Source organism: Streptomonospora mangrovi (assembly GCF_027604915.1).
In the GTDB taxonomy this organism is placed as follows: Bacteria; Actinomycetota; Actinomycetes; order Streptosporangiales; family Streptosporangiaceae; genus Streptomonospora; species Streptomonospora mangrovi.
This window is the reverse complement of record NZ_JAJAQC010000050.1, coordinates 40,562-58,909: the sequence shown is the minus strand read 5'-3', so window position 1 is coordinate 58,909 and position 18,348 is coordinate 40,562. Positions and strand designations below refer to the sequence as shown.

The 18,348-nt window shown below is 75.6% G+C and carries 21 protein-coding genes; 9 read left to right on the top strand and 12 right to left on the bottom strand.

Annotated features, from left to right (window positions below; genetic code table 11):
- Nucleotides 1-21 precede the first annotated feature (21 nt).
- From LG943_RS23020 to LG943_RS22995, 6 genes are all read left to right on the top strand, one after another.
- Nucleotides 22-1,278, top strand: a complete 1,257-nt coding sequence (locus LG943_RS23020) for a cytochrome P450 (RefSeq protein ID WP_270074441.1) — start codon at nt 22-24, stop codon at nt 1,276-1,278.
- Nucleotides 1,272-1,523 carry a ferredoxin gene (locus LG943_RS23015; protein ID WP_270074437.1) on the top strand — a complete coding sequence of 84 codons (252 nt, stop codon included), beginning with the start codon at nt 1,272-1,274 and terminating at the stop codon, nt 1,521-1,523. The genes LG943_RS23020 and LG943_RS23015 overlap by 7 nt, the downstream gene beginning before the upstream one ends.
- Nucleotides 1,524-1,645: 122 nt before the next feature.
- Nucleotides 1,646-3,157 carry an ABC transporter substrate-binding protein gene (locus tag LG943_RS23010; RefSeq protein WP_270074436.1) on the top strand — a complete coding sequence of 504 codons (1,512 nt, stop codon included), beginning with the start codon at nt 1,646-1,648 and terminating at the stop codon, nt 3,155-3,157.
- Nucleotides 3,157-4,161 (top strand): ABC transporter permease, encoded by a 1,005-nt coding sequence (locus tag LG943_RS23005; RefSeq protein WP_270074435.1) that lies wholly within the window; start codon nt 3,157-3,159, stop codon nt 4,159-4,161. Before LG943_RS23010 ends, LG943_RS23005 begins: the two co-directional genes overlap by 1 nt.
- Nucleotides 4,162-4,866: 705 nt before the next feature.
- Entirely contained in the window at nt 4,867-5,688 is an 822-nt protein-coding gene (locus LG943_RS23000) for an ABC transporter permease (RefSeq protein WP_270074434.1), read from the top strand.
- Nucleotides 5,685-7,178: an ABC transporter ATP-binding protein gene (locus tag LG943_RS22995; protein ID WP_270074433.1), complete on the top strand. Its 1,494-nt coding sequence runs from the start codon at nt 5,685-5,687 to the stop codon at nt 7,176-7,178. Before LG943_RS23000 ends, LG943_RS22995 begins: the two co-directional genes overlap by 4 nt.
- 229 nt (nt 7,179-7,407) lie before the next feature.
- Here LG943_RS22995 and LG943_RS22990 read toward each other — a convergent pair whose 3' ends face one another.
- From LG943_RS22990 to LG943_RS22940, 11 genes are all read right to left on the bottom strand, one after another.
- Complete coding sequence (locus LG943_RS22990) at nt 7,408-8,148, bottom strand: class I SAM-dependent methyltransferase (RefSeq protein ID WP_270074432.1); 741 nt, start codon at nt 8,146-8,148, stop codon at nt 7,408-7,410.
- 116 nt (nt 8,149-8,264) lie between these two features.
- Complete coding sequence (locus LG943_RS22985; protein WP_408648638.1) at nt 8,265-8,819, bottom strand: gas vesicle protein K; 555 nt, start codon at nt 8,817-8,819, stop codon at nt 8,265-8,267.
- An 86-nt stretch (nt 8,820-8,905) separates the two neighbouring features.
- The gene (locus LG943_RS22980) at nt 8,906-9,208 is read right to left on the bottom strand and encodes a gas vesicle protein (RefSeq protein WP_270074431.1); all 303 of its coding nucleotides are present in this window, start codon (nt 9,206-9,208) and stop codon (nt 8,906-8,908) included.
- On the bottom strand, nt 9,205-10,050 hold the full coding sequence (locus LG943_RS22975; protein WP_270074430.1) for a GvpL/GvpF family gas vesicle protein: 846 nt from the start codon (nt 10,048-10,050) through the stop codon (nt 9,205-9,207). The genes LG943_RS22980 and LG943_RS22975 overlap by 4 nt, the downstream gene beginning before the upstream one ends.
- Nucleotides 10,047-10,499, bottom strand: a complete 453-nt coding sequence (locus LG943_RS22970; protein ID WP_270074429.1) for a gas vesicle protein — start codon at nt 10,497-10,499, stop codon at nt 10,047-10,049. The genes LG943_RS22975 and LG943_RS22970 overlap by 4 nt, the downstream gene beginning before the upstream one ends.
- Nucleotides 10,500-10,597: 98 nt before the next feature.
- Nucleotides 10,598-11,860: an SRPBCC family protein gene (locus tag LG943_RS22965; protein ID WP_270074428.1), complete on the bottom strand. Its 1,263-nt coding sequence runs from the start codon at nt 11,858-11,860 to the stop codon at nt 10,598-10,600.
- Nucleotides 11,853-12,536: a hypothetical protein gene (locus tag LG943_RS22960; protein ID WP_270074427.1), complete on the bottom strand. Its 684-nt coding sequence runs from the start codon at nt 12,534-12,536 to the stop codon at nt 11,853-11,855. Before LG943_RS22960 ends, LG943_RS22965 begins: the two co-directional genes overlap by 8 nt.
- A 13-nt stretch (nt 12,537-12,549) precedes the next feature.
- Nucleotides 12,550-12,798, bottom strand: a complete 249-nt coding sequence (locus LG943_RS22955; RefSeq protein WP_270074426.1) for a gas vesicle protein GvpG — start codon at nt 12,796-12,798, stop codon at nt 12,550-12,552.
- Nucleotides 12,799-12,834: 36 nt separating this feature from the next.
- Nucleotides 12,835-13,566 carry a GvpL/GvpF family gas vesicle protein gene (locus LG943_RS22950; protein ID WP_270074425.1) on the bottom strand — a complete coding sequence of 244 codons (732 nt, stop codon included), beginning with the start codon at nt 13,564-13,566 and terminating at the stop codon, nt 12,835-12,837.
- Nucleotides 13,563-13,976 carry a gas vesicle structural protein GvpA gene (locus LG943_RS22945; protein ID WP_270074424.1) on the bottom strand — a complete coding sequence of 138 codons (414 nt, stop codon included), beginning with the start codon at nt 13,974-13,976 and terminating at the stop codon, nt 13,563-13,565. Before LG943_RS22945 ends, LG943_RS22950 begins: the two co-directional genes overlap by 4 nt.
- A 70-nt stretch (nt 13,977-14,046) precedes the next feature.
- The gene (locus tag LG943_RS22940; RefSeq protein ID WP_270074423.1) at nt 14,047-14,358 is read right to left on the bottom strand and encodes a gas vesicle protein GvpO; all 312 of its coding nucleotides are present in this window, start codon (nt 14,356-14,358) and stop codon (nt 14,047-14,049) included.
- Nucleotides 14,359-14,719: 361 nt separating this feature from the next.
- Here LG943_RS22940 and LG943_RS22935 point away from each other — a divergent pair, with 361 nt between their 5' ends.
- The 3 genes from LG943_RS22935 to LG943_RS22925 all read left to right on the top strand — a co-directional run bounded on the left by LG943_RS22935 (nt 14,720) and on the right by LG943_RS22925 (nt 17,660).
- Nucleotides 14,720-15,448: a hypothetical protein gene (locus LG943_RS22935; RefSeq protein WP_270074422.1), complete on the top strand. Its 729-nt coding sequence runs from the start codon at nt 14,720-14,722 to the stop codon at nt 15,446-15,448.
- Between the two features lie 103 nt (nt 15,449-15,551).
- Nucleotides 15,552-16,175 (top strand): TetR/AcrR family transcriptional regulator, encoded by a 624-nt coding sequence (locus tag LG943_RS22930; protein ID WP_270074421.1) that lies wholly within the window; start codon nt 15,552-15,554, stop codon nt 16,173-16,175.
- 105 nt (nt 16,176-16,280) lie between these two features.
- Nucleotides 16,281-17,660 carry a hypothetical protein gene (locus tag LG943_RS22925; RefSeq protein ID WP_270074420.1) on the top strand — a complete coding sequence of 460 codons (1,380 nt, stop codon included), beginning with the start codon at nt 16,281-16,283 and terminating at the stop codon, nt 17,658-17,660.
- A 49-nt stretch (nt 17,661-17,709) separates the two neighbouring features.
- On the opposite strand, the gene LG943_RS22920 is transcribed toward LG943_RS22925, so the two are convergent.
- Nucleotides 17,710-18,327 (bottom strand): class I SAM-dependent methyltransferase, encoded by a 618-nt coding sequence (locus tag LG943_RS22920; RefSeq protein ID WP_270074419.1) that lies wholly within the window; start codon nt 18,325-18,327, stop codon nt 17,710-17,712.
- Nucleotides 18,328-18,348 lie beyond the last annotated feature (21 nt).

Here is an 18,348-nt window from a genome sequence, read left to right as displayed (position 1 = left end):
CAGCCCACCCGAAAGGCACCCATGACCGAAATCCCCACCGGCGCCCCCACCGGCGCCCGCGCCGATGAGCCCGACCCCGCCCAGGCCCCCGGCGCCGCCGCCTTCCCCCTCACCCGCGGCTGCCCCTTCACCCCGCCCGAGGGCTACCGCGCCATGCGGGAGGAGGGCGGCCTGACCCGCGCCGCCATCCCCGGCGGCAAGCACGCCTGGCTGCTGACCCGCCACGACGACGTCCGCGCCGCACTGGCCCACCCCGCCGCCAGCTCCGACGCCCGCCACCCGGCCTTCCCCGCCCTCGGCGACGGCGAGCAGGCGGTCGCGGCCGAACTGCGCCCGTTCATCCGCATGGACCCGCCCGACCACACCCGGGTGCGGCGCATGCTGGTCGGCGAGTTCACCGTCAAGCGGGTCCGCGCGATGCGCCCGGCGATCGAGGAGATCTGCGCCGAGCAGGTCGACCACCTGCTGGCCCAGCCCACCCCCGCCGACCTCGTCGGCGAGTACGCCAACCGGGTCTCCACCACCGTCATCTGCCGGCTGCTCGGGGTGCCACTGGCCGACCTGGAGTTCTTCCGCCGGATCACGTCCGTCTCGGGCGCCCGCGGCAGCACCGAGGCCGAGGTCACCGCCGCGCTCGGCGAGCTGTTCGGGCTCATCGACCGGCTCATCGACGAGAAGGCCGCGCAACCGCGCGACGACCTGATCAGCCGGCTGGTCACCGGGCCGCTGGCGCGCGGCGAGATCACCCGGCAGTCGCTGCTCTCCCAGATCGGGATCACCCTCAACGCCGGGCACGAGACCTCGCGCAACATGATCCCGCTGGCGGCCCTGGCCCTGCTGCACCACCCCGACCAGCTCGACCGCCTGCGCGCGGACCCCGAGCTGTGGCCGGGCGCGGTGGAGGAGCTGCTGCGCTACCTGTCGGTGGCCGACGTCATCCCGCTGCGGGTCGCCCGCGAGGACATCCCGGTCTCGGGCGGGGTCATCCCCGCCGGCGACGGGTTCATCGCCCTGCTCGCCGGGGCCGACCACGACCCCGAGGCGTTCCCCGAACCCGAGCGGCTCGACATCACCCGCCCGCAGCGCAACCACGTCGCCTTCGGCTACGGCGCCCACCAGTGCGTGGGGCAGAACCTGGGCCGAGTCGAAATCGAGATCGCCCTGCGCACCCTCTTCGACCGGGTGCCCACCCTGCGCCCGGCCGCCGCCCTCGCCGACCTGCCGACCCGCTCGGCCTCGGCCATCTTCGGCCTGGACGAGGTGCCGGTCACGTGGTGACCCCGCCCGACCCCGGCCCCGGCGCACCGCTGCTCCTTCGAGCGGACCCCGGCGTGTGCGCCGGGGCCGGCCAGTGCGTGCGCGCCGCGCCCGACCTGTTCGACCAGGACGAGGACGGCCTGGTGGTGCCGCTGGCCGCCACCGTCCCCGCCGAGGCGCGCGAGCGCGCCCTGGCGGCGGCCGACTGGTGCCCCTCGGGCGCGGTCGCCGTCGTGCCCGCCGCCGCGCCGCCGCCCTCCCGCTGACCCCCATCCCCCGGCACCCCCCGCCATCCCCCGCTTACCCCCCGACCCCCCGGTTCCCGTCCCCCCTCCCCCGGGGGGCCGTGCGCGCCACGGCCCCCGACGACCCCACGAAAGGCCCCGCGATGAGACCGCGATCCCTCCTGGCCACCGCCTGCGTGGCCGCCCTGGCGGCGGCCGGCTGCGGCACGGGCGGCGGCGACCAGGCCGCCCCGGCGGAGGCGACCCTGCGCTACGCCGCCGTCGGCGCGCCCGCCGCCACCACGCACGACCCCCACGGGCGCGTCGGCAACGAGGCCGACTACCTGCGCTTCGCCATGCTCTACGACGTCCTCACCGTCACCGACGAGAACGGCGAGGTCCGCCCGCGCCTGGCCGAGTCATGGGAGCCGCGCGACGGCGACCTCACCCGCTGGCGCGTGGTGCTGCGCGACGACGCGGTGTTCTCCACCGGCGACCCGGTCACCGCCGACGACGTGCTCTTCTCCCTGCGCCGCATCCAGGGCAAGGGCGCCGAGAACAACGGGCGGCTGTCCATGTTCGACCTGGAGGAGTCCCGCGCGGTCGGCGACCACGAACTGGAGCTGGTGACCGTCCAGCCCTACGCCGAGGTCGGCCAGGCCCTGGCGTCGCTGACGTTCGTGGTGCCCGAGGGCAGCGACGAGATCACCGAGCCCGTGGCCGGCTCGGGGCCGTTCGTGCTGGACAGCGGCGACGACACCACCTCGGTGCTGCTGCGCAACGGCGACTGGTGGGGCCAGGCGCCCGACGTCGAGCGGCTGGAGATCACCGCCCTGCCCGACCCGGCGGCGCGCGCCGACGCGGTCGCCTCGGGCCAGGCCGACGTGGCGGGCAGCGTCGCCCCGGCGGCGGCGCGCCGGCACGAGGAGGGCGGCGAGGTGCAGGTGGTCACCCGGGCCGGTGGCGTGAACTACCCGCTGGTCATGGACCTGGAGACCGAGCCGTTCGACGACCCGGCGGTGCGCGAGGCCGTCAAGCTCGCCCTGGACCGGGAGGAGCTGGTGGAGACCGTGTTCCTGGGCTACGGCGAGCCCGGCGCCGACGTCCTCAACCCCATGGAGCCGTTCGCGCCCGACGCCGAGCCCGTCGAGCGCGACGTGGACCGGGCGCGGGAGCTGCTGGCCGACGCCGGGCACGCCGACGGGGTGTCGGTGACCCTGCACACCACCAACTCCTACCCGGGCATGGAGGAGGCGGCCGTGCTGGCCGCCGAGCAGCTCGGCGAGGCGGGCATCGACGCCGAGGTGGAGGTGGGGCCGCCCGACACCTACTGGAGCCAGGTGTGGAACGCCGAGCCGTTCTACCTCAACAGCCTGGGCGGCAACGGGTTCGTGGACTTCGCCCGGATGGCGCTGGTGGCCGAGGGGCCGATCAACGAGACCGGGTGGGACGACCCGGAGTGGGAGGAGGACTTCGCGGCGGCCCTGGCGACCGAGGACGAGGCCGAGCGCCACGCCATGCTCGGCGACCTCCAGACCCGCGTCGCCGAGGAGGGCGGGTACGTGGTGTGGGGTGTCGGCGACGGCATCGACCTCGCCGCCCCGCAGGTGGGCAACCTGCCCACCGGGCCGGGCTTCCACCGCCTCCAGATCGACCAGGTCGAACTTGCGGACTGATGACCGCCCTCCACGCGCCGCCGCCGCGCCCGGTGCGGGGCGCGGCGGTGTCCCGGGCGGTGTCCGGGGCGGCGGCGGTGCTCATACCGCCGGCGCGGGCCGCGCTGCTGCTCGTCGGGGTGTCGGTCGTGGTCTTCGCGGCGACCGAGGTGCTGCCCGGCGACGCCGCCGGCCTGCGCGCGGTGCCCGGCGCCACGGAGGAGCAGGTGGGCGACCTGCGCGCCGAGTTGGGCCTGGACGCGCCCGCGTGGCGGCGCTACCTGGCGTGGGCGGCGGGGCTGGCCACCGGCGACCTCGGCACGTCCCTGCTCAACGGCCGCCCGGTCGCCGACGCGGTCGCGCAGCGGCTGCCGGCCACGCTCACGCTGGTGGCGGGCGCGCTGGCGCCGGCCGCGCCCGCCATGCTGGCCCTGGGCTGGTGGGCGGGCGCGGCCGCGCGGGGCGGCCGGGTGCTGACGGCGGTGCTCACGGGCGGCGCCGCGCTGCCCGCCGCCGTGGTGGCCGGCGGGCTGGCCGCGCTGCTGTCGGGGGTGTGGGGGCTGGTGCCGCCGGTCTCCACCCTGCCTCCGGGCGCGGCCCCGGTGAGCCGGCCCGACCTGCTCCTGCTGCCGGTGCTGTCGATGGCCCTGCCCACGGCCCTGTTCGGCGCGGGCCTGATCAGCGGCGCGGTCACCGACGCGGTGCGCCGCCCCCATGTGGCCGACGCCCACCGCAGGGGCCGCCCGCCGTGGCGCATCGCGCTCACCGACGTGCTGCCCTTCGTGCTGCCGCCGTTCACCCGCGTCCTGGCGGTCAGCGCCGGCGGCCTCATCGCGGCCGCGACGGTGGTGGAGACCCTGTTCGGCTACCCCGGCCTGGGGTCCCTGCTCGTGTCGGCCGTAGCCGCCCGCGACACCCCCACCGTCCAGGCGGTGGCGATGCTCGCCGCAACGGTCGTGGTGGCGGGCCTGCTGGTGTCCGACCTGATCGCGGCGGCCGTCACCCCTAGAGGGAGGGCCGCATGAGCGGACCAAAGCCGGAACCGGAGCCCGCAAGCGGCATCTCCACAACCGGAATCGGCGGCGCGACCACGTCGGAGCGGAAGGAGCCGTCGGCACTCGGCCAACGTGGTCGTGGAGGCACGCGGCCAGTGAGGCAGGAGGCGCGGACGCCCCTCCGGCGCGGCGGTGCGGCCACCGGCCGCCGCTCCGGTCGACTGCGGCGGGGAGGGGCCGCCGCGCGGGCGGTCGCCCGGTGTCTGGGGGGACGGCAGTTCCCTCCGCGCGGGGGAGGCGAGACCGGGGAGCGCGGCGCGGTCACGCCGGTGGGGGAGGAGCCGTTGGCGCCGGGTCGGCGCGCCGACGGAGGGGTGCGGACGGTGACGCGGGAAGGGCGGTCGGCGTGCGGGGAGAAGACGGGGTGAGGGTGTCGGCGGTGGGAACGGCGTGCGGTGTCGGCAGCGGCGGGGGGTGCGACTCGGCCTCGGCGGCGGCGGTACTGGCCGCAGCGGTTTCGGTGGCTGCCAGCCTCCGGGGGAGGGCGGCGTGAGGGCGCCTGAGCCGGGTCCTGCGGGCGGCATCGGCAAGAGCGGGAATGGCGGAGCGGTCACGTCCGTGGGCGAGGAGCCGTGGACACCCGGCGGACGTGGTGACACGGGCATGTGGACGGTGGGGCGGGACCCCCAGCCGCCTTCCGGCGCGGCGGTGCGGGGCACCGGCCGCGATGGCGGCATGGGCCACTGCGCTTGGATGCGGCGGGGAGGGGTCGCCGCACGGGCCGTGGCCGTGCCCCTGCTGCTGACCGCAGTGCTGGGCCTCGCCCTCTTCGGGGGCTGGCTGGCCCCCTACGACCCCACCGAGACCGTGGGAATCCCGTGGCGGCCGCCGGACTCCGCATCGCCGCTGGGCACCGACGCCCTCGGACGCGACGTGTGGTCGCGCGTCCTGGCCGGGGGAGCCGGACTGGTCGCCGTGGCCGCCCTGGCCGCCGCGTGCGCCACCGCCGTGGGGGTCGCGGGCGGGCTGGTCGCCGGGTGGTTCTCCGGCGCGGCCGACCGCGCGCTCACCGCCGTCGCCGACCTGATGCTGGCCGTCCCCTCGCTCCTTTTGGCCCTGGTCGCGGCCATCGCCCTCCCCGGGCACGCGGCCGTGGTGGTCGCCACCGTCTGCGGCGGCGCGCCGATGACGCTGCGCGTGGTGCGCGACGCCGTGCGCGCCGTCCGCTCCTCGGGCTACGTCCAGGCCGCGCGCTGCCGGGGCGAGCACCCGGCCTGGATCCTGGTGTTCGAGGTCGCGCCCGCCACGCGCGGCCTGGTCGCCGCCGACCTGGGCCTGCGCCTGGTGGTGGCCCTCCAGGTCGCCTCGGCCCTGAGCGTGCTGGGCTTCGGCGCCGACCCGCCCGCCCCCGACTGGGCGCTGATGCTGCGGGAGAACATGGCGGGCATGTCGGCCAACCCGTGGGCCGTCGCGGCGCCGGCCGCCGCCCTGGGGCTGACCACGGTGGCGCTGGCCCTGGCCGCCCAGCCCGCCGCCGGACGGGAGGGGGACCGGTGACCGGCGGACTCGTGGCCACGGGCCTCACCGTGGTGGACCGCGCCGGGCGCGCCGTCGTCGGGCCGCTGGATTTGCGGGCGCCCGGCGGCGGGGTCACGGCCGTGATGGGGGAGTCCGGCAGCGGCAAGACGAGCGCCGTCCTCGCGGCCCTCGACGCCCTGCCGGCCGGGCTCGTGCGCGCCGCCGGCGCCGTCCACTGGCGGGGTACGCCCGTACCCGCCGGCCGGGCGGCCCGCCGGTGGCGCCTGGCGAACGCGGGTGTGCTGGGCCAGGACCCGGCGGCCGACCTGCACCCGCTGCGCACCGCCGCCTCGGCCGTCGCCGAGGGGTTGCGCCCCGGCCGCGCCGGGCGGGAGGGGTGGCACGGGCGGGACAGGCGGGACCTCCGGCGGCGGGTGCGGGAGGTGCTGGCCGCGCTCGGCCTGGACCCCGACGAGCTGGGCGGGCGCCGCCCGCATGAGCTGTCCGGCGGGCAGGCCCAGCGGGTCGCCCTGGCCAGCGCGGTCGTCGGCGACCCCCCGCTGCTGGTACTGGACGAGCCCACCAGCGGCCTCGACCCCGCGACGGTGGACCTGGTCGTGGAGGTGCTGGCCCGCCGCCGCAACCGCCCGGACCGGGCAACGGTCGTCATCACCCACGACCCCGCCTTCGCCGACCGCGTGGCCGACAACGTGCTCCCCATCGGCGACGCCGTGGGGCCACGCACGGCGACGGCCATGCGGTCAACCGACCGGCCGGGTGAGGTGGTCGGCGAGCCCGCAGGCGGCGCCGCAGCGGCCGACCGGCCCGGTGCGGTGGGGAGTGGACCCGCACCGGCGCTCGCCTTCTGCGGCGCGGTCCTGGCCGCCCCCGGCGGCCGGGAACTACTCGCCGGCGTGGACCTCGCGCTCGCGCCGGGGGAGTTCGCGGCCGTCCTCGGCCCCTCGGGCAGCGGCAAGTCCACGCTGCTGCGCGCCGCCGCCGGACTGCACCCGCCGGCGGCCGGCCGCATGCTGCTGGGCGGCGACCCGCTGCCCGACCGGGTGAACGAGCGCACCCGCGCGGCCCTGCGCGCGGTCCAGTTCGTGGACCAGTCCCCGGCGGGCGCGCTGAACCCCGCCCACCGGGTGGGCGCCGCCCTCACCCGCCCGGCCCGGGTCCTCCTCGGCCACTCCGCGCACCGCGCGGCCGCCCGGGTACCCGACCTGCTGGAGCGGGTGGGACTGCCCGCCGGACTCGCCGACCGCCGCCCCGGCGGCCTGTCCGGCGGCCAGCGCCAGCGCGTGGCCATCGCCCGCGCCCTGGCGGCCGAACCGGCGGTCCTGCTGGCCGACGAGCCCACATCCGCCCTGGACGCGGCCACCGCCCGCACCGTCCTGGACCTGCTGGACCGGCTCCGCCGCGAGCACGGCCTGACCGTCCTGGTGGCCACCCACGACCGTGGAGTGGCCTCCCGCGCCGACCGCGTGATCACCATAGACCCCCAGACCCGCCTGCTGCGGGAGGAGTGACGCGCCGGCCTGCCGCCGAGGCTGCCCGCTGTCGGGTACCTGCCTCGTCGGTCTGCCCGGCCCTGCGGGAAGGCGCGGCAATTCCCTCGGGCGAGGCCCCGGGCGAGACCAGTGCGTTGACGCGGTCGGTGATCGGGTGGCGGTCGGTGCGGGCGGTCAGGCGGCCGGGGAGGTGGCCCCCGGCCGCCGGGTGGGGCGCGTGACTGCTCGGGACGGGGGGTGGCGGGGGTCAGTCCTTGGGGGTGACCGTGTACAGGCCGGACTCGGTGGGGCCGTGGAGGAGGGTGGCCAGGCCGTGGGTGGCGGTCTCGGCGACCAACTGCTGCTCGGTCAGGGTCCACCAGCCGTAGTGCACCTCGTCGCGGGTGAGGAGGCGGTCGCCCTCGTGGACCTCGTAGGTCATGTGCCAGGTGATCCGCTGCTCGCCCGCCGGTTCGGCCTCGGCCCAGCCGAGGTAGGTGCGGGTGCCCACCTCCACCCGGCTCATCTGGGCGCGCTCGACGCGGGCGGGCTCCAGCGGCGGGGCGAGGTTGACCAGCACGGACCCGCCCGGCACCAGGCGCCCGGCCAGGTCGCCCCACAACCGGCCGCGCTCCTCGGGGGAGAAGTGGCCGATGAGGTTGGCCGCCACCACACCGGCGAGGCGGTCGGGCAGCCGGGCCGAGAGAAGGTCGTCGCCGTCGACGGTCACCCGGGAGCGGAGGTCGTCGTCGGCGGCGATCCGCGAGAGCAGCACCGCCCGCAGCACGGGCGAGGGCTCGACGGCCACCACGCGGGCGGTGGGGTGGGCGGTGGCCAGCAGCCGGGTGCCCCAGCCGCCGCCGGCGCCGGCGTCCAGCAGCGGGGCCTCATCGGCGGGCATCGCCCGCACGGCCTCGGCGACGGCGGCCCCGAAGTGCTCCCACCAGCCGGCGATCATGATGTCGATGAACTGCCCGGAGACCGCATAGGGGTCGTCGTACTCAGCCACGGCGGTCCTCCAGGGGATGGTCGGTGTGGACCTGGTTTTGGACAATGAAAACCATTTCCACATCCTAGAGGTGCGGCACGCAGAGGTGTGACCCCCGTCCCCGAACGAGCTACCGGTCAGCCGTCGCCCGACGTGGGGAGGAGGGAACCCAGGGGGCCCAGGTCCAGGTTGAGGTCGGCGGCGCTGAGGCCGTAGCGCTCCCGCAGTTCGGTCATGCGCTCCTCCAGGAGCATCAGCGTCATGCCGATGCGCTCCTCCTGCTCCTCGGTGAGGTCGCCGACGTCGACGCGGCGCAGGGCCTGGCGCTCCATCAGTTGGCGGACCAGTTCCACCACGGTCAGGACCAGCTTGATCAGGTCCCGCTCCACGGTGTCGGGCTCGGTGGCGATGCGGTGGCGCAGGCTGTCGGTCTGGCTCCGCCTCGGCGACGCGCCCGGGGACCCCGGAGCGGCCGGAGACACGGACAGCGCTCCTGTCGCCTGGGCGGTCTCCCGACCGGGGGCGGCCGTCTCGCCGTCCAGGACCTCTTGCAGCCCCTTGAGCATGCCCGAGCCCTCGTCGACGACGTGGGCGTCGGTCTCCGCGTCCAGGTCGCGGACGTATCCCGAGGCGGTTCGCGTCCACACGCCCTCGGCGTTCGCGCCGGCCTCTCCGCCGCTGTGCTCCGTCACGCTGCCTCCCTTCCGCCGGTCCGCGCCGACGGCCCGTTCCCTGCCGGTTCCTCACCTGACTCGGCCGCCCGGCCGCACCCGCTCGCTCAGTCGGAGCGCACCCACCCCGCCAGCGGGTGGCCGTGCTCCCACGGCGACGGCACGTTCTCGTTGACCGACGACACCAGCGCGTGCAGCGAGATGCGCACCAGGTCCACGTCGGCGATCGCCACCGTCAGGTCGCCGCTGATGACGACCCCCTTGGCCAGCACCCGGTCGAGCAGGTCCACCAGCGAGATGTCGCGGTTGGCCAGCGGGTGGTCCTCGTCCAGCATCCGCGACAGCGACGCCGACTCCTCCGGGAAACCGGTGAAGGACCCCTCGTACTCGGGAAACTCCGATCCGCTCACGGCCGCCCGCCCTCCGGTGCCTCGGTCGCCTCCGATGCCTCGGGTGCCGTCCCCTCAAGCGCCTCCACGCCGGCGAAGGAGTACGGCGCCCACGGCCCCGACACCTCGATCCGGGTGCCCTCCGGCGCGCTGTCGCGCACCCGCTGCGCCGCGTCGAGGAAGGCGCCGGTGTCGCCGTCGGCCACCAGGTAGGCCGCGTTGAGCACGTTCTCGCCCGACTCGCCCGACAGCGACGCGTCCTGCGGCCGGTGCCGCTCGCGCGCCCGCGCCCACTCCGCCAGGCTCGCGTCGAGCCGGTCGCACAGCTCGGCGGCGGTCCGCCAGGTGTCGTCGCGGCGGTCCCGCTGCTCGCGCCGCTTGCGCAGGTAGGCCATCCCGGGGCTCTCACCCGGGCGCGCCCCGGACGACTTCTCGGCGCCGGCGGGCGTGCGCGTGGCGGGGTCGGCGTACACCTTCACCCCGAACTCCACGCACCCCGCGACGCGCCCCAGCGCCCGCTCGAAGGACGCGCGCCCCTCGGCCAGCACCGACCGCACCCGCTCGTCGCCGTGGTAGACGGTGGCCAGCCGCAGCGGCACGACGTCGGTGTGCCGGGCGGCGGCGTCGACCACCGTGTGGTGGGCGCGCGCCACCTCCTCCAGCCAGCCAAGGTCCTCCAGGTTGGCGCGCAGCGCCTCCTCGTCGAACTCGTGCAGCGGCACGGCGCTGACCACGGCGGCCAGCCCCTCGTGCGCCACCAGGTGGACGGGGTACCCGCCGACCCCCGCGAGGCCGGCCACCGCCTCGGCGGCGAAGGGGCGGGCCACCGCGTAGACATAGCTCGCCTCCTGGGGTGCGCTCACTTCTCGTCCTCCTCGCGTGCGGCGGGCCGCTCGGCCGGCGCCGCGGTCTCCTCTCCGGCGCCGGGGCCGGTCTCCGCTCCACCGGTGCCCTGACCGCCGGCCTCCAGCGGCGCGGCGCGGTGCTCCTCCAGAGCGGCGATGCGCTCGCGCAGGCGCTCGTTCTCCTCGGCCAGCTCCCGCTCGGCGCGCTGGGCCGCCTTGGACGACAGGGCGGGGTCGTTCTCCCACCAGTCGATGCCCATCTCCTTGGCCTTGTCGACCGAGGCCACCAGCAGCCGCAGCTTGACGGTCAGCAGCTCGATGTCCAGCAGGTTGATCTTGATGTCCCCGGCGATGACGACGCCCTTGTCCAGGACCCGCTCCAGCACGTCGGCCAGGTTCGCCGAGGACGAGCCGCCGCGGGACCGGATCTGGCGCGGTTCGCCGCTCCAGGGGGCCGGTTCGGTCACGTCTGCCTCCCACTTCCCGTTTCTGGTGTCCGTGTCCGCCCGGACGGCAGGAGGGCGACGCCGCGCTCGGGGGCGCCCACCGCGGGGGACGGAGCGCGTCAGCGGCGCCGGGCGCCGCGCTCCTCCTCCAGGTCCTCGTCGACCGGCTCGTCCTCGTAGCCGGGCTCCTCGGCGTCCACGTCGTCCTCGGCGTCCACGGCCTCCTCGCGGTCGCGGTCCCGGGGCTCGGGCTCCTCCTCCGGCTCCTCCTCGAACTCGTCCTCGGGCTCGTCGTGGTACTCGCGGTCCTCGTCCTCCTCGGCCTCCTCGTCCACCTCGGCGCCGTCGTCCAGCCGGTCCTCCTCGGCGGCGTCGGCGGATCCGTCCGCCCCGCCCGCCTCGGCCAGGTCGGCCAGCTCGGCGCGCTCCTCCTCGCTCAGCGCGGCCAGCTCGGCCCGCTCGTCCTCGTCCAGCTCCTCAAGCTCGGCGCGCTCGTCCTCGTCCAGTTCGGCCAGGGCCGCCCACTCCGCGTCGGTGAGGCCGGCCTCCTCCAGGGCGAGCGCGTCCTCGTGGCCCAGCACGACCGAGCCGTCGCGGATCTCGCCGCGCCAGCCGTCCAGCTCCTCGGCGTCGGCCTGGGCCATGAGCATCACGTGCCGCCGGTAGTGCTTGAGGTCCAGGCGCAGGCGCCGCCCCTGGGCGCGCCAGATGTTGCCGGTCCGCTCGAAGAGCCCCTTGGGGTAGTACTCCACGACCAGCAGCACGCGGGTGAGGTTCTCGGCGAGGGGGTGGAACGTCACGACACCCCGGTTGGTGCCCTTGGCGCCCTCCGTGGTCCAGGCGATGCGGTAGTCCTGGATCTGCTCGGTGACGCTGCCCTTCCAGCTCCGGCTGGACCAGAAGACCTTCGCCTTCCAGTTGGACGACACCTCGTCGGTCTTCTCGACGCTCTGCACGCCCTTGGCGAAGGAGCCGAAGTCGGGGAAGCGGGTCCACTGGTTGTAGGCGGTCCGCACGGGCACGCCCACGTCGATGGTCTCGACGATGTTGATCGCCTTCGGTCCGCTTCCCCCGCCGCCCTTGAGGCGACCCAGCATGCCCTTCACCTTCTCCTTCGCGCCGGTGGCGCCGGCCGAGGCGATCGCGCTCGCCGGGTTCTTGCCCTGGGCGATCTTGGCGCCGCCCGTGGCGATCGCGGCCGCGCCGCCGTCGCCGGCCAGGCGCGTCACCGACTCCCCGAGCTTGCCGGCGGCACCGCTGATGAGGCTGCTCGCCTTGGCTGAGACGTAGTCGCCCACGGCGTCGGCGAGCCGCGCGGTGCCCTCGTTGCGGTCGGCCGCCTCGCGCAGCCGCGTCAGCGGGCCGGCGGTCTGCTCAGCCACGCTTGTCACCGTCCTCACCGGAGGAGGCGCGGCGCCGGGTGGTGCCGGGCTTGGCGGCGCGCTTGCGCGGCGCGGCCTTGCGGGCGGTGCCGGTGGCGGCGCCGGCCGCCTTCCGGGTGGCCGAGCGGGTGCCCGAAGAGCGGGTGCGGGCGGGCCGCTCGGCGCGCTCGGCGTCCTCGCCGTCGTCGGCGCGCTCCTCGGGGCCGCGGTCGTCGGTGTCGTCGGTGTCCTCGGCCGCGTCGCCGCCGCGGGCCGCGGGCTCCTCGACGTCCGCGTCCTCGTCCGCCTCCTGCGAGCGGCGCCGGCCGGTGGCCGTGGCCGCGGCGCCCGTGGCGGCGCCGGCCGCCGAGGAAGCGGCCTCGGAGGCGCCGCCGCGCAGCCGCTCGGTGCGGTCGTTGAGGGAGTCGGCCAGGCCGCCCGCCCACTTGGTCACCAGCTTGCCGGCGGCGTCCTTTCCGGTGGCGACCAACTGGTCGCGGGTCTGGTCCTTGAGTTCACCCACGACCGGCAGCGCGCCCAGTTCCTTGGTCAGCCCCTTGACGACCATCTGCGGGCTGATGTTGAGCTTGCGCGCGCCCAGATAGAGGCCGAGTCCCACGGCCAGCTTGAATTTCTTGCGCCGGCCGAGAATATAGCCGCCGACCGCCGCGGCAACGATTTTTCCGGTCTGGTTCATACCGGATGGCTCCTCATTGTCTTTCGTTCAGGTATTCCTCGGCCTCTTCGAGCCGGTCCAGCAACTCGTCCTCCATCCGGTCGAATTCCTCCTCGGTGATCTCCCCGTTGTCCAGTTGGGCGGAGAGGTCGGCGAGGCGCTGGCGGATCGCCGCCGGGTCGTAGTACTCGCGCTCGGCGGCGTCGAGGACCTGGCGGGCCGTCCAGTCCACGAACCGGATGGGGGCCGTGGGGGCGGTGAGGATCGCTTTGATGAGGCCCATGGGGACCACCTCCCGCGCGGCGGCGGCCGAGCCGCGCTAGCGGCCCGGCTCCGTCACGAAGCTGTAGGGCGGCAGCGGGCCGTTGACCTTGAACTCCATGAGCTGGCCCAGTCGGCCCTGGAGGCGCCCCACCTCGCGGTTCAGCTCCTCGACCTTGTCGCGGTGGATGAGGAGCGAGACGTTGGCGAGGCAGTTGTCGACCGGCGGCCCCATCGAGACCTGGTCGGCGTGCTTGGAGAGGGGCTCCACCACCGCGTCGGCGTCGCGCCGGCGCAGCTCCTCCAGCGCCGCGGCGACCTGCTCGCCGAAGGCCATGCGGTCGGCGGGGGTGCCGCCGCCGGCGGCGCGCAGCCGCTCGTTGGTCCGGCGCAGTTCCTCGTCCTCGGTGAGGACGGCGCGCAGCGCGGCCTCCTCGATGTGGGTGGCCTTCACGTTGACCTCGACCCGGTCGCGCAGGCGCTCCAGCAGGGCGCTGTAGTGCTCCTTGGAGCGGCGCAGCTCCGCGGCGACCGACTCGTCGTCGGGGGCCACGGCGCCGAAGCGCATCGGCAGCACGGCCGCCTCGCGCGCCAGCTCGACCAGGACCTCCTGGTGCGCGGCGAGGTCGCGGCGCTTGGCGCGCAACCCGTCGGGCGTGGTGCTGACGGCGGCCGCCAGCCCGTCGGCGCGCACGAACCGCACCTCGCTGGGGGGTTCGCCCACGCCGGTGAGCTTGGCCGCGTCCAGGGACTCACTGTCGTGGGTGATCCCGTAGACGTAGGTGCTCATTCGCTCTCCTTCCGGCTGTCACCGGAGCTGCTGCTGCGGCGGCGGGTCTTGGCGGGCGCGCGCTCCTCTTCGCCGTCGGAGCGCAGGGAGTCCTTCAGCGCATCGGCGGCGCCGGTCAGGGCGCCCTTGGACTTGTTGCGGGCGCCGCCCTCGACGGCGCCGTTCACCAGGTCGGGCAGGCCCGCGCCGCCGCTGGTGGTGAGGTCGAGGCGGTTGCACGCCTCGGCGAAGCGCAGGTAGGTGTCGACGCTGGCGACAACGATCCGCACGTCGACGGTGAGGAGTTCGATGCCCACGAGGGAGACCCTGGCGAACACGTCGATCACCAGACCCTTGTCCAGGATGAGGTCCAGTACTTCGTAGAGGTTGCCGGACGACTTTCCGCCCCCGGACTGCTGCATTACGGTCATGAGACTGCTGCTCCTTTGCGTCTGGAGGGCCGGCCGCGAAGACGCCGCAGGTGGCGCCGCGGCGGCTCGCTCAGCGGCTGTCGGAGCGGCCGCGCGTGTAGCGGTGGAGCCGCTCGTAGCCCACGAGGTCGCCGTCGGCGTCGACGTCCACGGTGTAGGTGGCGAGCAGGCTGACGGTGTCGGGGACGCGCCGCAGTTCCAGCGCCTCCAGCGTCACGGTCCAGCCCTCGTCGTTCTTTTTGATCCCGGAGACGCTTTCCACCTCAATCCCGGTCACCTCCTCGAACTGCTGGCGAGCGGCATTGAGGCGATTAGCCACCGTCTTCTTGCCGGAGGCACCACGCCGCTGGGTGTCGTCATCGGCGCTGCTGTCCTGGCTCATCGGGTCCAATCCTTCTTCCGGCACCGTGGAACGGCCTGACCATGCGTGGAGTGCTACCCGAATAACCCGCGCAAAACATTCGCCGCCATGAACTGGGAAAACGGCAGGTGAAACGGGGGGATAAGCGCCCGGCGTTTACGGTCGATCGCATTCTGTGACAAGTGGGGGGCGTGGGGAGAATTTATTCGGACCGTAGTCAATGGGGCCTCCCGGGATTTAGCGCGGCGGCGGCGCCGATATCCCGCACATGCCGGGGAAGGCGCCGGGGGAGCCGGGGCGGGCGGCCGGGTCGCCGTTGACGCCGCGTGAGCGCCCGCCTAACATGACTGACCAGTCAGTCATGAAAAACGGGAGGCCCCCGATGGCACCACCGGAAGCGGACGGAGACGCGGCGGAGCGGGCGGGCGCGGGCGGCGCCGTCCCGGCGCCGCGAGCGCGGGCGGGAACCGGCCGGCGGATCGCCGACCTGCTGGTGGCGCCGGGGGCCGCCCGGGGCGAGGTGGTGGTGACCTTCGCCGCGGCGGTGCTGGGGGCGGGCCTCGCCCTGGCGGGGGCGGGCGCCGCCGGATGGTCCCTGACGGCCGCCGCCGTCGCCGCGATCATCGCCTTCGACTACGCCGGCGGCGCCACCGCCAACGCCACCGGCGCCGCCAAGCGGCGCTTCCACGGCCCGCACCGCAGATGGCCCCACCACCTCGGGTTCGTGGCCGCGCACGTCCAGCCGCTGGTGGCGGCCTGGGCCGTGCCCGGCCTCTCCCTCGCCGAGGGCGCGGCGGTCTACCTGGCCACCCTCGGCGCGGCAGTAGGCGTCGTCGCCGCGCCCGAGCGGCTGCGCCGGCCCGCCGCCTTCGCCGCCACCGCCGTGGGCGTCACGGCGGCCGCGGCACTGCTCGACGTCCCCCCGGCGATCGCCTGGCTGGCACCGGTCGGCCTGGTCAAGCTGCTCTTGGGCCACCTGCTGCCGGAGGCGCCGGGGGCCGTGCCGGAGCCGCCGGCGGCCGAGGCCGCGCCCCCGGGCGCCACCGCCGCGCCGCCGGGCGCCACCGCACCGCCGCCGCGCGAGGCGGGCGGCCCCGCACGGGCGCGGTGACGGCCGCCCCGCGCCGGGGCACCGCCTCCCCGGCGCCGGCGGTGCCGCGCGGGCGCGATGATGGGGCAGCCGGCCGCACCCGGGCGAGTGAGGGAGAGACACCATGGCACCCAAGAGGGTCGACCGCGCCGCGCGCCGCGAGGACGTCCTGGACGCCGCCGTGCGGGTGTTCGCCCGCCGCGGATTCGCCGCCACCCGGATCGAGGACGTCGCCGCCGAGGCCGGCATCGCCAAGGGCAGCGTCTACCTCTACTTCGACAGCCGCGACGCGCTGCTGCGCGCGGCGTTCGCGCGCGTGGCCGCCCGCTCCGAACGGCTCACGGCCGCGGCCGCCCGGCCGGGGCGGCCCGCCGTCCAGCGCCTCGCCGACCTCGTCCGCGGCGCCGTCGCCATGCTCGCGGCCGAACCCGACCTCGCCCGGATCATGGTCGACCTGTGGAGCACCGGCCGCGCCCGCCCCGGCACCCCGCCCGGCGGCACCGCCGCCCCCGCCTTGGACCTCGCCGAGGTCTACCGCGCCTACCGGTCGGTCATCGCCGACCTGCTCGCCGAGGCCGGCCGGGACGGCGACCTGCGACCCGGCCTCGGCCAGGCCGAGGCCGCCGTCGTGGTCGCCGCGATCGAGGGCGCCCTGGTCCAGTGGCTCGTCGACCCCGAGGTCCCCTTCGCCGACCTGGCCGACCCCATCACCACCACCTGCCTCAACGGCCTCCGCCCCCGCCCCTGAGACGTGCCGGCGCCGCCGACCCTCCCCGTGGGCGGTGAGCAGGGGGATTCTAGGATGTGCCCGGACGTCAACGGGGACGGGGTGGGCACGATGCCGCCACAAGGCGTGGTGTCGTTGGTCGCGGCTGTCGAGGAGGCCCGGCACGAGCCGTGGCGGATCACGGAGCTGCTGGAGGCGGAGCCCGCGCAGCGGGCGCTCGCGGGGCTCGATGAGGACCGCGAGCGCAGCGTGGTCTTCTCGACGCTGTCGACCATCATGGTCGAGGTCGTCTACCTGCGCGCGCTGGTCGACACGGTGGCCCGGATGAGCGGGCGCGGCGAGGGGCGCCTCCCTCGGGCCGAGCGCCTCGTCGCGACCGACTGCACCGACATCTACGCCAAGAAGGTTCACCCCCACGTCTGGCAGGGCGAGGGCTTCCCGGTGTACCCCCTGCGTGAGGACCAGGAGCGATTCCTGCGGTCCGTCAACGGCGTCTTCGACGCCGCCTATCAAGACGTCTTCCTCAACTGGGGCGGCCAGGGCATCACGATCGCCGACGAGCGGCACCCCTACCACGCCGTGATGGTGGAGATGGGGCACAAGCGCCCTCCCGGCGGGGAGCAGTTGGTGCGGGAAACCCTCGCCTCCATGGCGCGCCAGCAGTTCTACAACGTCCTCTTCGGGGTGGAGCAGTTGATGGGGCCGTGGGGGCGCATGAAGGCGCCCGGCGCGCGCCAGATCCGCCGTGCGAGCGACCTCGCCATGGCGGTCGTGAACAACATCCGGGAACTGCGCACCGCGGCCACCCTGCGCGGACTGGGCGGGATGTCGGTGCTGGGCGCGCTCAACGGCGTGCCCGGCCGCAGCACCGGCGTCTACCATTACGCGCTGGAGAAGGGCGGCCAGGCGGGCCTGGCCGAATACCTGCGAATCTGGCAGGAGGACCAGGCGAGCGATTTCCGCTCCGGGTTCTTCTCGAGGATCTCCTCGTGGGAGCGGGGCCTGCCCGAGGTCGAGCTGACCCTCATGCCCCGGGGCGCGCGCACCGCCGACGCCGCCGACGACACCCGCGGCTGGCGGTACGAATCCGAGCGCCGCGGCCCCTGCCCCGCCCGCGCCTCCGAGCGGATCCCGGCGCTTCTGGCCGACACGGTCGCACCGGCTTGGGGGCAACTCCAGGACTTCGTCGGCCGGGCCGGCATTGCCGGGCGGGGCCTGACGACCTCCCGCGAGAGCCTGTCCATCATCGAGCAGGTGGCCTGGACCACGGTCCACCACCTGCCGAGCCTGGTGGCGGGCCGCGAGACCGGCACCGGCCTCACCCTGGCCGACGAGCGGGTCACGTTCGTCTCCCTGGGCGAGGCGGCCGCCCGGGCCGGCCGGGGGCAGCGGTCCACCGACACCCGCCCCCTCCGCCCCGCGCCCGGCCCGCGCGCCGCCCGCCCGGAGGCCGCCGGGCGTACCAGGGTCGATCTGCGCAAGCACCCCCGCCCCACGGCGCGGTAGCCGGCGGGGCGGGGGCGCGAACGCGGACGCCGAAGCGGACGAGCGGGGCCTACGGGCGGGCGGTCACCCGCCACAGCGCGACCGAGCCGCACACCTCCAGGCGCACGTCGGCGAAGCGGTCGTGCAGGACGGCCGTCAGGTCGCTCAGCGTGTCGCCGGTGTTGGCGAAGATCTGCTTGGCGTTGAGGTAGCGCAGTCCGGCCCGCCCCAGGGCGCTGAGGTCGGTGCCCTGGGACAGCACGGTCGCCCCGATGCACACCCCTGTGCCCGGCTTGAGGGCGGCGGCGATGCTGTCGAACACCGCCGCCTTCTCCACCACGCTCTGCCCGGGCACGCAGTGCAGCACCATCGACAGCACCGCCGTGTCCACGCTGCCCTCCTCCAGCGGGAAGGGCTCCAGCGCGCTCTGGCGGTGGGTGACCGGGCGGTGCCGGGCCAGGCGCGCCGCGGAGGTCTGGAGCGGTCCCTCGTTGATGTCGAGCAGGTGCAGCTCGATGTCGCGCGGCTTGAGGCGGTCGAGGAAGTACCCGGCGCCGGGGCCGATCTCCAGGACGGTCTGGCCGGGGCGGATGGCCTCGGCGTAGAGGGCGAACACGCGTCGCCACGGGCAGCTCCACAGCACCCGGTAGGTGCCGTGGATGACCAGGAGGTCGTAGAGCCAGTTCATGTTGCGACGGCTCCACACGCG

Coding starts and splice junctions, on each gene's coding strand:
- LG943_RS23020 (WP_270074441.1), top strand. CDS start 22: ATGACCGAAATCCCCACCGGCGCCCCCACCGGCGCCCGCGCCGATGAG.
- LG943_RS23010 (WP_270074436.1), top strand. CDS start 1,646: ATGAGACCGCGATCCCTCCTGGCCACCGCCTGCGTGGCCGCCCTGGCG.
- LG943_RS23005 (WP_270074435.1), top strand. CDS start 3,157: ATGACCGCCCTCCACGCGCCGCCGCCGCGCCCGGTGCGGGGCGCGGCG.
- LG943_RS23000 (WP_270074434.1), top strand. CDS start 4,867: ATGGGCCACTGCGCTTGGATGCGGCGGGGAGGGGTCGCCGCACGGGCC.
- LG943_RS22960 (WP_270074427.1), bottom strand. CDS start 12,536: ATGAACCAGACCGGAAAAATCGTTGCCGCGGCGGTCGGCGGCTATATT.
- LG943_RS22955 (WP_270074426.1), bottom strand. CDS start 12,798: ATGGGCCTCATCAAAGCGATCCTCACCGCCCCCACGGCCCCCATCCGG.
- LG943_RS22950 (WP_270074425.1), bottom strand. CDS start 13,566: ATGAGCACCTACGTCTACGGGATCACCCACGACAGTGAGTCCCTGGAC.
- LG943_RS22945 (WP_270074424.1), bottom strand. CDS start 13,976: ATGACCGTAATGCAGCAGTCCGGGGGCGGAAAGTCGTCCGGCAACCTC.
- LG943_RS22940 (WP_270074423.1), bottom strand. CDS start 14,358: ATGAGCCAGGACAGCAGCGCCGATGACGACACCCAGCGGCGTGGTGCC.
- LG943_RS22935 (WP_270074422.1), top strand. CDS start 14,720: ATGGCACCACCGGAAGCGGACGGAGACGCGGCGGAGCGGGCGGGCGCG.
- LG943_RS22930 (WP_270074421.1), top strand. CDS start 15,552: ATGGCACCCAAGAGGGTCGACCGCGCCGCGCGCCGCGAGGACGTCCTG.
- LG943_RS22920 (WP_270074419.1), bottom strand. CDS start 18,327: ATGAACTGGCTCTACGACCTCCTGGTCATCCACGGCACCTACCGGGTG.